Origin of the sequence: Streptomyces sp. ICC4 (assembly GCF_003287915.1) — a bacterium.
GTDB lineage: Bacteria > Actinomycetota > Actinomycetes > Streptomycetales > Streptomycetaceae > Streptomyces > Streptomyces tritrimontium.
The window spans coordinates 4,445,768-4,459,839 of record NZ_CP030286.1 but is presented as its reverse complement, the minus strand read 5'-3'; the positions used below and the strand labels follow the sequence as shown (position 1 = coordinate 4,459,839).

Sequence of the window (14,072 nt, the reverse complement as noted above, 5' to 3'; positions counted from 1 at the left end):
TGACCGGGGCGATTCTTGGGGTGCGCGGGCCGACCGGGCGGCAGGCGCACGCGCACGCACCCGGGTTGGCCACCGACGGCCGAACGGACCCCGCGCGTCAGACCCTGTGTCAGACCCCGTGCGTCACGACGTGATGTCCTTGCGCGCGAACCCGCGGAACGCGAGCGCGAACAGCACGATCGCGTACGACACCGACACCGCCGCACCCTTGACCATCCCGCCCCACTCCAGCTGCGGCTGCAAGGCATCGGCCCACGCGAACTGCCAGTGCGCCGGCAGGAACTCCCGATACGAGCCCAGCGCCGTCACCGCGTCCAGCACGTTGCCGACGATCGTCAGCCCGACCGCTCCGCCCACCGCACCCAGCGGCGCGTCCGTCCGGGTCGAGAGCCAGAACGCCAGACCGGCCGTCACCAGCTGCGAGACGAAGATGAAGGCCACCGCGATCGCGAGCCGCCCCACCGTGTCCCCGGCCGCCAGGGAGCCGCCCGCCGGCAGCTTCAGCGGCCCCCATCCGTACGCCGCCGTGCCCGCCGCCAGCGCCACCAACGGCAGCAGCACCATCGCCGCCAGGCTGAACCCGAGCGCCACGACCAGCTTGCTCCACAGCAGCCGCGCCCTCGGCACGGGCGAGGCCAGCAGGTAGCGCAGCGAGGACCAGTTGGCCTCCGAGGCCACCGTGTCACCGCAGAACAGCGCCACCGGCACCACCAGCAGGAACCCGGCCGACACGAACAGGCAGGTGGCGGCGAAGTTCGCGCCCGAGGCCGTCGCCGTGTCGATGAGGGTGATCCGGCCGTTTCCGCCGTCCCGGCTGCCCGGTCCGCCGCCCACCGCGAAGGCGATCATCAGGATGAACGGCAGCGCGGCGAGGATCCCGCCCATCACCAGCGTCCGCCGCCGGCGCCACTGGCGCAGCGCCTCCACGCGCAGCGGGAGCGTCCGGCTCGCCCGGTAACCCGGAGCCACCTCGCGGACGCCGCCGCCGCGGGCCCCACGGCTCCCACGGCTTCCGCCGCTCCCGCCGTTCTCCAGGTCCGTCACGGCACTCATGCCGCACCTCCGATCAGGGTGAGGAACGCGTCTTCCAGCCGCCGGTGCGGTCCCACTCCCGACACCGGCACCTCCAGGCGCACGAGTTCGGCGATGAGGATCGCCGCGCTCGCGCCGTCCAGCCGTACGAGCAGACCGTCCTCGACGCCCTCCACCGATTCCACTCCCTCCAGTGCGGTCACCTTCCCGACCGTGACCTCGTCCACCGGCCCGGCCAGCGTCACCAGCAGGGCGTCCCCGCCGCCGGTGATCTCGGCGACCGCGCCCGCCTGTACGAGGCGTCCCCGGTCCATGACGACCAGGTGCGTACAGGACTGCTCGACCTCCGACAGCAGGTGGCTGGAGACGATGACCGTCCGCCCGCCCGCCGCGTACCGGATCATCACGTCGCGCATCTCGCGGATCTGCGGCGGGTCCAGACCGTTCGTCGGTTCGTCGAGGATCAGCAGGTCCGGCATGCCGAGCATGGCCTGCGCGATCGCGAGCCGCTGGCGCATGCCCTGCGAGTACGTGCGCACCGCGCGCTCCAGCGCGTCGCCGAGCCCGGCGATCTCCAGGGCCTCGTCCATGTACGAGTCCTCGGCGGGCCGGCCCGTGGCCTGCCAGTACAGCTCCAGGTTGGCCCGCCCGGTCAGGTGCGGCAGGAAGCCGGCGCCCTCCACGAACGCCCCGACCCGCGACAGCACGGGCGCGCCCGCCCGCACCGCGTGCCCGAACACCCGGACCTCCCCGGCGTCGGGCGTGATCAGGCCCATCAGCATGCGCAGGGTGGTGGTCTTGCCGGCGCCGTTGGGCCCGAGCAGGCCCAGCACCTGGCCCTTCTCGACGCGGAAGGACAGGTCCCGTACGGCGTAGCGGTCCTGCGACTTGGCGTAGCGCTTGGTCAGCCCGGTGATTTCCAGCGGTACGTCGGCCAGCGCAGGTTCGGGCTGCGGTGCGCCCGCCCGGATCCCGCCTCGCCCCCGGCCGGTCCTCCGGATCCCCACCAGCCCCGCGGCCAGCAGTACCGCCCCGAGCGGCATTCCCCAGGTCCAGGCGGGCAGCCCGGAGGACGCCGTCCGCACGCCGTCCACGACGGGCACGGCCAGCGGGCCCTGCGCCGAGACGGTGTAGCTCGCCGGCGCGGCCGGGGACGCGTAGCCGAGATCGGTGGCGGCGACGACGAGCCGCAGCCGGTGCCCGGCTTCGACGGCGTGGTCGATCGCGGGCAGCCGCAGCTCGATGGTCTTGTCCTGCTGCGCGTCCGTCACCCGCACCGGTGCCACCAGCTGGCTCGGCAGCACCTGCCGGCGCCCGTCGGGCCCGACGTCGTAGACCTTGCCGAACAGCACGGCCGCACCGTCCGCAGCCGTCGACCTCACCTTCAGGGTGATGGTCGGGGTCCCGGTGATCCGCACCTCCTCGGTCAGCGGCTCCGAATCGAAATGGGCGTTCTGTCCGGGGAAGTCCAGCGAGAGCCCGGCTCCGAGCGCGGACAGCTGTCCGCCGATGCCCGGCAGCGCGGACAGGGCGGGCGGCGCCCCGCCGGCCGGATTGGCGAAGGTCTGCTCCCGGCCGGCCAGGGCGAACTCGCGCGGTCCGGACCGCAGCCCGGGATAGGTGGAGCCGTTCGCTCCGCGCAGTGTGACCTGGCCGTCGGTGGAGTCGATGCCACCGGCGCGCGAGACGCGGAAGGCGGGGCCGGTGTCCACGGCCGTGTCGTCCTTGAGGTGGCGGTCGAACCAGGACTTGACCCGGTCCTCGACGCGGTCGGCCTCGCGCATCCCGCCGTCGTGGCCGCCGGCGGCCCAGTCCACCGAGACGGGCGCACCGTTCGCGGCGATGGCCCTGGCCATGGCGTCGGCCTGGTCGAGGGGGAAGAGGGAGTCGTCCTGGCCCTGGGTGATCAGGGTCGGCACCTTGATCGCGGAGCCGACCGCCGACGGACTGCGCCGCTCCAGCAGCGCGCGGGCCTCCGCGTCGGGCGCGCCGGCCACCGCGACCCGCTCGTACATGGCGCACAGCTCGGGCTGGAACCGCCCGCAGCCGGGAGCGGCCTGCGCGGGGCCGGTCGCAGCCGGAGCGCCGGTCGCACCCTCAGCGCCGGTCGCACCAGGAGCGTCGGCGGTGCCCTGGGCACCCGGCTGGATGCCGCCGGCCGAACCGGTGGTGAAGAAGAGGCCGGCCCACAGCTTCTTGAACACGCCGCCCGGGAAGAGCGAGTCGGCGAGGTTCCAGTAGGTGATCGAGGGGGCGATCGCGTCCACGCGCGGGTCGTGGCCGGCCGCGAGCAGCGAGACGGCGCCGCCGTAGGACCCGCCCGCGACGCCGACGCGGGGATCGCCCGCCGCGTCGAGCCGCACCTCGGGCCGGGCCGCGAGCCAGTCGATGAGCCGGGAGACGTCCTTGACCTCGAAGTCGGGGTCGTTCAGCCCGATCTTGCCGCCGGAGCGGCCGAAGCCGCGCGCCGACCAGGTCAGCACGGCGTACCCGTCCCGGGCCAGCCGCTCGGCCTGCGGCCGCATGTCGTCCTTGCTGCCGCCGAAGCCGTGTGCGAGCAGCACGGCGGGACGTTTCTCCCCGCTGCCTCCGCCTCCGCCCCCGGAGGTGAAGTACGAGATGTCGATGCCCACGCCGGGCACGTCGGGGCCCGGCATTTCCAGAACACGGTCCTCGCGGCGCACGGACGGAGCGTCGCCGGCCGCGGCGGTGGCCGTCAGCGTGCCGGCCCCCGCGACGACGGCGAGCGCGGCGGCGCCCGCGAGCAGGCGGCTTCGGCGGCGCCGGGGCAGTCGGAGCTTCATACGGGAACCCTAAGCGCCAGGCCCGCGCCGCCCGCGCTCCCACAGACTGAACCGCACACCTTCTCAAGGACTACGCCGCCCGCCCGGCATACCGCGCCTGCGGTACGCGCGGCCCGCCCTCCACGCGCCGACCTGCGCCCGGCGCCGACCGGCGGGAGGATGGGCGCATGCTGCTGGCCGAGGTCGCGCGCGCGTCCCGGGAGGTCGCCGAGACCTCCGCCCGGTCCCGGAAGGCCGCCCTGCTCGCGGAGGTGTTCGCCGCCGCACCCGCCGAAGAGGCCGAGCTGGTGGTCTCCTACCTCGCGGGCCGGCTCCCGCAGGGCCGCCCCGGGATCGGCTGGCGCGCGCTCGCCCGGGAGGTGGAGCCGGCCGCGGAGCCCACCTTGACCGTGACCGCCGTCGACGACGCCGTGACCCGGCTCGCCGCCGTCGCCGGGGCGGGCGCGCAGGCCGAGCGCCGCCGGATCCTGGACGGCCTGCTCGGCGCCGCCACCGAGGCCGAGCAGCGGTTCCTGCGCAGCCTCGTCTCCGGCGAGGTCCGCCAGGGCGCGCTCGACGCCGTTGCCCTGGAGGGCGTGGCCGCCGCGGCCGGGGTGCCGGCCGCCGAACTGCGCCGGGCCGCGATGCTCGACGGATCCCTGCCGCGGGTGGCCGCGACCGCGCTCACCGCCGGGGCGGCAGCCCTGCGCGAAGTGACCCTGCGCGTGGGGCGGCCCGTCCAGCCGATGCTGGCGAGCACCGCCGGATCCGTCGCCGAGGCGCTGGCCGCGCTCGGGCCCTGCGCGGTGGAGGAGAAGCTCGACGGGATCCGCGTGCAGGTCCACCGCGAGGGGGACGACGTACGGGTGTACACGCGCTCCCTCGACGAGATCACCGACCGGCTGCCCGAGGTGACCGAGCTCGCCCGGTCGCTGCCGGGGGAGCGGTTCATCCTCGACGGGGAGGTCATCGGACGGTCCGCGGCGGACGGCAGGCCGGTGCCGTTCCAGGAGGTGGCGAGCCGGGTCGGCTCCCGGGTCGACGTCGAGGCGGCCCGCCGCACGCTCCCGGTGTCCCCCTTCTTCTTCGACGTCCTGGCGGTGGGCGAGGACGTACTCCTCGACGCGCCGGTCCGCGAGCGGTACGAGGCGCTGGCCGCCCTGGTGCCCGAGGAACGGCGGGTGCGCCGGCTCGTGGTGGAGGACCCGGAGGCGCAGTCGGCCGAGGCCCGGGAGTTCTGGGCGCAGACCCTGAGCCGGGGCCACGAAGGGGTCATGGTCAAGGCCCTCGACTCCGCCTACGCGGCCGGCCGGCGCGGCAAACACTGGCTCAAGGTGAAACCGGTGCACACCCTGGACCTGGTGGTGCTCGCCGTCGAGCGGGGCCACGGCCGGCGCACCGGGCTCCTGTCCAACCTGCACCTCGGCGCGCGGGCCGCCGACGGCACGTACGCCATGCTCGGCAAGACCTTCAAGGGACTCACCGACGAGATGCTGCGCTGGCAGACCGAACGGCTCGGCGAACTCGCGGTCGAGGACGACGGCTTCACGGTCCGGGTCCGCCCGGAGCTGGTCGTGGAGATCGCCTACGACGGCCTGCAGCGCTCCCCGCGCTACCCGGCCGGGGTCGCGCTGCGCTTCGCGCGGGTCCTGCGCCACCGCCCCGACAAGCGGGCGGAGGAGGCGGACACGGTGGAGACGGTGCTCGGCGACCGGGAGGCGGCGGCGGGCGGGGCCGTTCAGAAGATCATCGGTCCGGGTGCGGCGGATACCCTTGCGCAATGACGATGTGGAAGACCGTTCATGTGAGCGTCGACGCGATGATCGAGGACCTCAGGACGCTGGTCGAGGTCGAGTCCCCCTCGCGGGACCCCGACGCCCTGGCGGCGTCGGCCAAGGTCGTCGCCGCCGTCATCGAGAGCCGCCTCGGCGGGCAGGCCGTCCTCGTCGACAGTGAGGCGGGGCCGCACGTCCACTGGTCGGGCGGGGGCGATCCCAAGGTGCTGATCCTCGGCCACCACGACACGGTGTTCCCGATCGGATCGCTCGAACGCCGCCCGTTCACCGTCGAGGACGGGCACGCGACCGGTCCCGGGGTCTTCGACATGCTCGGCGGTCTCGTACAGGCCGTGCACGGCCTGGCGGCCCTGGAGAACCGGTCGGGCGTCGAGATCCTGGTGACCGCGGACGAGGAGGTCGGCTCCCGCTGCTCCAGGGCCCTCCTCGAAGAGCGGGCCCTGGCCTGCGGCGCCGTACTCGTGCTGGAGGGCGCCGCGGACGGCGGCGCCCTGAAGACCGGCCGCAAGGGCTGCGGCACCTTCCAGGTCTCCATCGCCGGCCGGGCCTCGCACGCGGGCCTCGAGCCGGAGGCCGGGGTCAACGCCCTGATCGAGGCGGCCCACCAGGTGCTGGACATCGCGGCCCTCGGTCGGCCGGACGCCGGCACGACGGTCACCCCGACCGTCGCGTCAGCGGGGACCCTGGACAACGTCGTTCCGGCGGAGGCGACCGTGATCGTCGACGTCCGCGTCGAATCGGACGCCGAGCGGGAGCGGATCGAGTCCGCGCTCGCCGCGCTGGCTCCCCACCTCGACGAGGCCCGGATCACGGTGCAGGGGGCCATCAGCCGGCCCCCGATGCCCGAATCGGGTTCGGCCGAGCTCTTCGCCGTGGCGCGGCGGCTGCTCCCCGGCATCGAGGGCAAGGCCGTCGGCGGCGGCAGCGACGGCAACTACACGGCCGCGCTGGGCGTGGCGACGCTCGACGGCCTCGGCGCGGTCGGCGGCGGCGCCCACGCGGACCACGAGTACGTGGTGGTCGAGGCGATGGCCGAACGCGCGGAACTCGTCGCCGGACTCGTCCACGCGATCCAGAACGGCTAGTTGAGGTCCCGCAGGACCTCAACGGCCTCGTCGAGCGGGACGCAATTTTGCCTCAGAGGCAACGGGAATTGCCACAGGGGTAAGGATCTGGCTCAATCGGGGCATGACAACCGGCCCTGCCCCCGGCCCCGACGACGCGGCCGGCCCCGACTCCGACTCCGACGACGACAGTGGCGCCGCCGGCGTCGAACTGCCCACCGTGGCCCCGCAGCTGCGCGAGCTGCGCCGCCGTGCCGGCCTCACCCTGGAGGCCGCCGCCGCGCGGGCCCGGCTCTCGCCCGCGCACCTGTCGCGGCTGGAGACCGGGCGGCGCCAGCCCTCGCTGCCGCTGCTGCTCGGGCTCGCCCGCACCTACGGTACGACGGTCTCGGAACTGCTCGGGGAGACCCCGGCGGTCGCCGACCCCATCGTACGGGCCGGCGGCCCGGGCGCCCGCGAGGCCGACGGGTGGACGTACTGGCAGGCCGGCGGCTCCGGCCGCGGGATGCAGGCGCTGCGGGTGCACGTCCCCCACGGCCGCAGCCAGGGGGAGCTGGTCCGCGTACATCCCGGGGAGGAGTGGCTGTACGTCCTCAAGGGGCGGCTGCGGCTGCACCTCGGGGACGTCGAGCACCTGTTGGAGGAGGGGGACAGTGCGCACTTCGACTCGCTCACCCCGCACCGGATCGGCGCGGCCTCGGCGGCCGGGGCCGACCTCCTGTTCGTCCACACCCTGCTGCAGAGCAGCCTCGCCGGGCTGTGCCTCGGCGGCGGGACCACCACGCACCACCGATAGCCGAGGAGCCGTACCCATGTCCCAGACAGAGCAGCAGCCCGAGGCGGGGGATCCCCGGCCGGCGGCCCTCATCCGGCGCATCGAGTCGAAATTCCCGCGCGGTCTCGTCATCCGGCTCATCGCCTACTTGTTCGTAGGCCACCTCTTCGCGTTCTTCGTCTACCTGCTCTTCGTCCTGGGCGCGCAAAACCAGTGACAGCGGGCCGGAATTTCCGCACGGTCCAGCATCGTGACCCGGCAAACCTCTCCGGCCACGGCTCTAGGAACCTGCAGGTCCTGAAGCTACCCTCCGCGCATGATTTCCACGGTTGTCTGGGGTACCGGCAACGTCGGCCGTTTGGCCATCCGTGCCGTAGAGGCCCATCCGGCGCTGAAACTGGCCGCCGTCATCGTTCACAATCCAGAAAAGGTCGGCCGTGACGCCGGTGAACTCGGCCGGCTCGACTACGAGGTCGGCGTCGCGGCCACCGATGACATAGAAGCGGTGCTCGCCGCCGGTCCGCAGGCGGTCGTCTACGCGGCCTCCGGCGACATCCGCCCCGACGACGCGCTCGCCGACATCACACGGGCGATCCGCAGCGGGGCCGTCGTCGTCAGTCCCGCCCTCTATCCGCTCTACGACCACCGCAGCGCACCACCGGAGTTCCTCGATCCGGTGACCGCCGCGATCGCGGAGGGCGGCGGTTCGCTCTTCGCTTCCGGCGTCGACCCGGGCTGGGGCAACGACGTGCTCCCGCTCCTGCTCAGCGGACTCGGCACCAGGATCGACGTCATCCGCTGCCAGGAGATATTCGACTACTCCACCTACGACCAGCCGGACTCGGTCCGCCTCCTCATCGGCATGGGCCAGCCCATGGACTTCGAGCCGATGATGCTCATGCCCTCCATCCCCACCATGGTCTGGGGCGGGCAGATACGGATGATGGCCCGGGCCCTCGGCGTCGAACTCGACGAGATCCGCGAGACCGTGGACCGCCGGGCCCTCGACACCACCGTCAGCACGCGGACGATGGGCGAGTTCGAGGCCGGCACCCAGGGGGCCGTCCGCTTCGAGGTGCAGGGCATCGTCGGGGGCGAACCCCGCATCGTCATCGAGCACGTCACCCGCATCCACGCGTCCTGCGCCCCCGACTGGCCGACCCCGCCCGACGGCGGCGACGGCGCCCACCGGGTGATCATCGAGGGCCGCCCGCACATCGAGGTCACCATCGAGGCCACCGACGAGGGCGAGAACCGCTCCGCCGGCGGCAACGCCACCGCCGTCGGACGCCTCGTCGGCGCCATCGACTGGCTGGTGGAGGCCGAACCGGGGCTCTACGACGCCCTGGACGTCCCGCTGCGCCCCGCCATCGGCAAGCTCGGAAGGAAACAGCCATGAGGATCGACGTACCCGAAGGACAGCACCCCATCGAGTACGTGTGGGGTGACCTGGTACCCGGCATCGGAATGGCCGCCGCCAACTTCTCGCTGTCGGTGTACGCCCACACCACCCTGGGGCTGCGGGAGTTCGAGGCCGCCCGGCTGCGCGTCGCGCAGATCAACGGGTGCGTCTTCTGCCTGGACTGGCGGACGGACCGGGACGGGGAGAAGGTCGAGGACGAGTTCCCCGAGGCCGTCACCGACTGGCGCACCACGGACCGCTTCGACGAGCGCACCCGGCTGGCGGCCGAGTACGCGGAGCGGTACTGCCTCGACCACCACGGGCTCGACGAGGAGTTCTGGGAGCGGATGACGGCGCGCTACAGCCAGGTGGAGATCGTGGAGCTGACGATGAGCATCGGGTCCTGGCTGGCCTTCGGCCGGCTCAACCACGTGCTCGGCCTCGACAGCGTGTGCGTCCTCCCCGGCCACTGAGACGCGGGGCGGGGTGCACACGGGTCCGGGGCCGTCGGTGAATCCGACGGCCCCGGCCCTTTGCGCTCGTACCGCTCGTACCGCTCGTGCCGCTCGTGCCGCTCGTACCGGTCCCACCGCTTGTGCCGGTGCTACAGGTCGGTGGCGATGATCTTCTCGATGTTGCGCTCCGCGAGCGCGGTGATGGTGACGAAGGGGTTGACGCTGGTGTTGCCCGGGATCAGCGCGCCATCGATGACGTACAGGCCGGTGTAGCCGTGCAGGCGACCGTAGTTGTCGGTGGCCTTGTTCAGGATGGCGCCGCCGAGCGGGTGGTAGGTGAGGTGGTCGCCCCAGATCTTGTTGGTGCCGAAGAGGTCGGTCCGGTAGATCGTCCCCTCCTTCTTGTTGATCTTGTCGAAGATGGTCTTGGCCATGTCGATCGAGGGCTGCTTCCAGGCCGTCTGCCAGTTCAGCTCGACGCCGCCCGAGGCCGCGTTGTACGTGAACTCCGCGCGGTGCGGGTTCTTCGTGATCGACAGGTAGAACGAGGCGTAGGTCTCGATGCCGGTCGGCAGCGGGGCCACCTCGGCGAAGGCGCCTCCCGCGTCCCAGTTGTCGATGCCGCCGCAGGGGATGGAGGCCTGCACCTTGCCGGTCGCGTCCCACATGTGGTTGGCACGCCCGCACATGACGTTGCCGTTGTCGCCCCAGCCCTTGCCGATCTCGTTGTTCAGGTTGGGCAGCGCGCCGGTGGCCTTGAGCCGGACGAGCAGCTTGCTGGTGCCGACGCTGCCGGCCGCGAAGAACACCTTGTCCGCGCGGACGGTCTTGGTGCCGGTGGTGTCGCCGGTGGTGTTGATCTGGTCGATGACGACCGTGTACCCGCCGCCGGAGGCCGGGGAGACCGAGGTCACCTTGTGCAGGGGGGAGATGGTGACGTTGCCGGTGGCCTTCGCCTGGGCGATGTAGGTCTGCTGGAGGGACTTCTTGCCGGCGTTGTTGCCGTAGAGGATCTCGCCGGCCACGGCGGACTTGGGGACGGTCCCGGCCGCCTCCTGCTTCATGTAGTCCCAGTCGTAGACGTCCGGGACGAAGACGAAGGGGAATCCGGCGCGTTGGGCGTGCTTGCGGCCGACTCGGGCGAACTGGTAGCAGTCCACGGTGTCGAACCAGGCCGGGTCGATCAGGCCGACGCCGAGGCCCGCGTTGGCCCGCGGGTAGTAGGTGCTGTACATCTCCTCGGCGTCCACGGACGGGAGGACGGCGGCGAAGTTCGAGCGCTTCGGGGTCACGGCCATGCCGCCGTTGACCAGGGAGCCGCCGCCGACGCCGCGGCCCTGGTAGACGATGATCCCGCCCATCTCCTCGGCGTCCAGGATGCCGGTGTAGCGCGGGACGTTCTTGTCGATGGGGAAGCCCAGGAAGTTGCTCAGGGGCGCCTTGGTCCTGGTGCGCAGCCAGTAGGCCCGGTAGTCCGGGGTGGTCGTGTTGCAGAAGATCTTGCCGTCCGAGCCGGGGGTGTCCCAGGCCATGCCCATCTCGATCATGTGGACGTCCACGCCGGCCTCGGCGAGCCGCAGCGCGGCGACGGATCCGCCGTAGCCGGTGCCGATCACCAGGGCGGGTACGTGGGCTCCGTTGTCGATGGGCCCGGCGGCGGCCGCGCCGGACGTGGCGGCTTGTGCCTGAGAGGGAGCGATCTGGGCCGAGAGCGCCATGGCCCCCAGAATGGAACCAGTTCTACCCAGAAATCCACGACGTGATACGCCGTTGGAGACGGTTTTGTGCAGGCCTTTGTCGCTCATGTGAGCTTCCTCACTCTAGGCGGAATGAGAACGAGTTCTACTGCCGAGTGCTTGTGAAGTCACTAGATGCGTCGAGGTATCTTTCGCCGGTCGCGGCCGCCGCGGACATCAACTGACCTCCCCCGGAAGGGCGTTGAAGGTCCCATTGGATGCTGGGAATGACGACCCGCTGTGGATGGCCGGTGGTCGCGCAGTGACGGTTGCGCCGAAGGTTCGAGGGGTGGCCGGCGGGGGTGTCCGCCCGAATCCGCCACGTCAGAAGTCGAACGCGTTACGGCGGCCCGCCCGGCCCGGGGGAGCCCGGCAGTCCGGCGGACCCCGCCACTCCGTCGTGGCTGCATCCCGTGGGGCACCCGGCCGAAAAGCGACAAACCGCAGGGTGGGACCATGATCCGGTCCGGAATCTTTTTACCTTCGCCGGGCGCTTCTGTTCGTCGCCTGTTTCGGTGTTACAGGCCCGGAGCGCGCCCTGCGGCGGCCTCTCGTACACAAGGGGAATCCACTCGGCGGCCGGTCCAGACCAGGATCGGCGTCGATGCGGCCGCCGCGAAGGCGCACCAGGGGGGCGAATTCGAGCCTCCACAGCGCCGCGCGGACGAGGGCTCCCGCGGCCATGAGCAGGCCGATGAGGCGCAGGAGGCGGTCTCCGGAGATCAGCAGGGCGCCGAGCGGCAGGTCCCGGGCCCGCCGGGTGCGGGCCAGGCCAGGCAGGCGATCCCGGTGGCGGTGATGGCCGCCCCGGCCGTCAGATGGGCCGTCGCCCTCCAGTGCATGGCGACTTGCCGATCCCACGGTAGGCCGCTTCGTCGCCGTCTGCCACGACACATAATCATGGAAGAATTCGACAAGCGAGAGAAGATTTCTGCACGACTCTTGCTGGGTTCGCGCGCAGAGTCCTACTGTCCCGGCTATGTCCCCCAGAAGAGCGGTTCCCGGAAGAGCCGTCCCCAGAAGAGCCGCCGCCAGAAGAGCCGCCGCCGCGCTGGCGGCGGTCACCGCGTCCACGCTCGCCCTCGGCGCCCTCGGCGCCCTGGCCGCCGGCGCGGCCGAAGCCCGGCCCGCGGCCCCGGACCCGGCCAAGGCCGCGTCCACAGCCGTCACCCGGGCCGCCCTCGATCCCGCACTGGTCGAGGGCCGCGGCGCCCGCGTGGACTTCGTCGAACAGGAGGCGGAGAACGCGGCCACCTCCGGCACGGTCATCGGCCCTGACCGCACCGCGTACTCCCTGCCCGCCGAGGCCTCCGGCCGCAAGGCCGTGAAGCTCCTGCCGGGCCAGTACGTGGAGTTCACCCTCCCCGCGGACGCCGACGCGCTCACCGTCCGCTACAGCCTCCCGGACGCCCCGGCCGGCGGCGGCATCACCGCTCCGCTCGACGTCACCGTGAACGGCAAGAACCGCCGTTCCATGACGCTGACCTCCCAGTACTCCTGGCTGTACAACCAGTACCCCTTCAGCAACGACCCGCGGGCCGAACTGCTGCACCCCGACTGGTGGATCACCGAGTGCGGCTGCGTCCCGGCCGCCACCACCCCGGCGCCGGTCATCTCCAAGCCGTTCCGGCCCACCCACATGTACGACGAGCAGCGCCTGCTGCTGGGCCGCACCCACCGGGCCGGCGACAAGGTCCGGCTCACCGTCCCGGCCGGGAGCCCCGCGGCCTGGACCGTGATCGACCTGCTCGACTCCCAGCGCGTCGGCGCCCCGCACATCGAGGCGGCCGCCGCCAACGCCCTCCTCTTCGGCGCCGACCCGACCGGCCGGCGCGACTCGGCCGACGCCATCGACCGTGCCATCGCCTTCGCCAAGCGCCACCGGCTCCCGGTCTACCTCCCGCCGGGCACCTATCGGGTCAATCGCCACATCATCGTGGACGACGTCACGATCACCGGCGCGGGCAGCTGGTACACCACCGTCAAGGGCAAGGGCGTCGGCTTCTACGGCAAGGAGGCGGCGGACGGCGGCAGCCGGAACGTCCACCTGTCCCGCTTCGCCATCGAGGGCGACGTCCGCGAGCGCGTGGACACCGACCAGGTCAACGGCGTCGGCGGAGCCATGAGCGACTCCACCGTCGACTCCCTGTACGTCCACCACACCAAGGTGGGCCTCTGGTTCGACGGCCCGATGAGCAACGTGAAGGTCACCCGCAACGTCATCACCGACCAGATCGCCGACGGCCTCAACTTCCACACCGGGGTCACCGACTCCCTCGCCCAGGACAACTTCGTCCGCAACACCGGCGACGACGGCCTCGCCATGTGGTCGGAGAAGACCGCGAACGCCCGCAACACCTTCGACCACAACACCGTGCAGAGCCCCACCCTGGCCAACGGCATCGCGATCTACGGAGGCACCGACACCACCGTCAGCGCCAACCTCGTCGCCGACCCGGTCCGCGAGGGCAGCGCCCTGCACGTCGGCTCCCGCTTCGGCGCGGAACCCTTCACCGGGAGCCTGCGGATCGACGGCAACACCACCGCGCGCGCGGGCACGTACGAGCTGAACTGGAACATCGGGCTCGGCGCGATCTGGTTCTACGCCCTGGACCGCAGCATCGACCGGGCCGACGTCCAGGTCACCTCCAACACCTTCCTCGACAGCACCTACAACGCCGTCATGCTGGTCAGCGACTGGCCGGTGAAGGACAAGGTGCGCATCGAGAACGTCCACTTCAAGGACGTCCGGGTGGACGGCACCGGCACCTCGGTGGTCAGCGCGCGGGCGGCCGGCTCGGCGAGCTTCGAGAACGTCGACGCCCGGGGCGTCGGGGCCGTCGGCGTCAACAACTGCGGCTCCTTCAACTTCCCCGCCACCGGATCGGAGTTCACCCTCGTCGACCGGGGCGGCAACGACGGCGGCGGCACGGCGGGCCCCTGGCTCGCCGGCTGGGAACTGCCCAACACCATCACCTGTGACGACCGCCCGCCGGTCGTCGCCCCGCCGGCGCCGAGCCCCTGGTAGG

11 protein-coding genes are annotated in these 14,072 nt (G+C 72.2%); 7 read left to right on the top strand and 4 right to left on the bottom strand.

Going from position 1 to position 14,072, the window contains the following annotated elements; all coding sequences use genetic code 11:
* Positions 1–123: 123 nt before the first annotated feature.
* Positions 124–1,053, bottom strand: a complete 930-nt coding sequence (locus DRB89_RS20655) for an ABC transporter permease (RefSeq protein ID WP_239516254.1) — start codon at positions 1,051–1,053, stop codon at positions 124–126.
* Positions 1,050–3,836 (bottom strand): alpha/beta fold hydrolase, encoded by a 2,787-nt coding sequence (locus DRB89_RS20650; protein WP_112449404.1) that lies wholly within the window; start codon positions 3,834–3,836, stop codon positions 1,050–1,052. Before DRB89_RS20650 ends, DRB89_RS20655 begins: the two co-directional genes overlap by 4 nt.
* Positions 3,837–4,003: 167 nt before the next feature.
* Here DRB89_RS20650 and DRB89_RS20645 point away from each other — a divergent pair, with 167 nt between their 5' ends.
* The 6 genes from DRB89_RS20645 (at position 4,004) to DRB89_RS20620 (ending at position 9,325) form a co-directional block, all read left to right on the top strand.
* Positions 4,004–5,599, top strand: coding sequence for an ATP-dependent DNA ligase (locus DRB89_RS20645; protein WP_112463374.1), 1,596 nt, complete (start codon positions 4,004–4,006; stop codon positions 5,597–5,599).
* Complete coding sequence (locus DRB89_RS20640) at positions 5,596–6,696, top strand: M20 family metallopeptidase (protein WP_112449402.1); 1,101 nt, start codon at positions 5,596–5,598, stop codon at positions 6,694–6,696. Before DRB89_RS20645 ends, DRB89_RS20640 begins: the two co-directional genes overlap by 4 nt.
* A 103-nt stretch (positions 6,697–6,799) precedes the next feature.
* Positions 6,800–7,471, top strand: coding sequence for an XRE family transcriptional regulator (locus DRB89_RS20635; protein ID WP_239516253.1), 672 nt, complete (start codon positions 6,800–6,802; stop codon positions 7,469–7,471).
* Positions 7,472–7,487: 16 nt separating this feature from the next.
* Entirely contained in the window at positions 7,488–7,667 is a 180-nt protein-coding gene (locus tag DRB89_RS20630) for a DUF6126 family protein (protein ID WP_112449401.1), read from the top strand.
* 99 nt (positions 7,668–7,766) lie between these two features.
* Positions 7,767–8,849, top strand: coding sequence for a dihydrodipicolinate reductase (locus tag DRB89_RS20625; protein WP_112449400.1), 1,083 nt, complete (start codon positions 7,767–7,769; stop codon positions 8,847–8,849).
* The gene (locus DRB89_RS20620) at positions 8,846–9,325 is read left to right on the top strand and encodes a carboxymuconolactone decarboxylase family protein (RefSeq protein WP_112449399.1); all 480 of its coding nucleotides are present in this window, start codon (positions 8,846–8,848) and stop codon (positions 9,323–9,325) included. The genes DRB89_RS20625 and DRB89_RS20620 overlap by 4 nt, the downstream gene beginning before the upstream one ends.
* Before the next feature lie 131 nt (positions 9,326–9,456).
* Here DRB89_RS20620 and DRB89_RS20615 read toward each other — a convergent pair whose 3' ends face one another.
* Both DRB89_RS20615 and DRB89_RS46355 read right to left on the bottom strand, forming a co-directional pair.
* A complete protein-coding gene (locus DRB89_RS20615; protein ID WP_112449398.1) occupies positions 9,457–11,112 on the bottom strand; it encodes a GMC oxidoreductase in 1,656 nt (551 codons plus the stop codon).
* Positions 11,113–11,520: 408 nt separating this feature from the next.
* Positions 11,521–11,904 carry a DUF6629 family protein gene (locus DRB89_RS46355; RefSeq protein WP_343234532.1) on the bottom strand — a complete coding sequence of 128 codons (384 nt, stop codon included), beginning with the start codon at positions 11,902–11,904 and terminating at the stop codon, positions 11,521–11,523.
* Positions 11,905–12,022: 118 nt separating this feature from the next.
* Here DRB89_RS46355 and DRB89_RS20605 point away from each other — a divergent pair, with 118 nt between their 5' ends.
* The gene (locus tag DRB89_RS20605; RefSeq protein ID WP_112449397.1) at positions 12,023–14,071 is read left to right on the top strand and encodes a glycosyl hydrolase family 28-related protein; all 2,049 of its coding nucleotides are present in this window, start codon (positions 12,023–12,025) and stop codon (positions 14,069–14,071) included.
* Position 14,072: the final 1 nt, after the last annotated feature.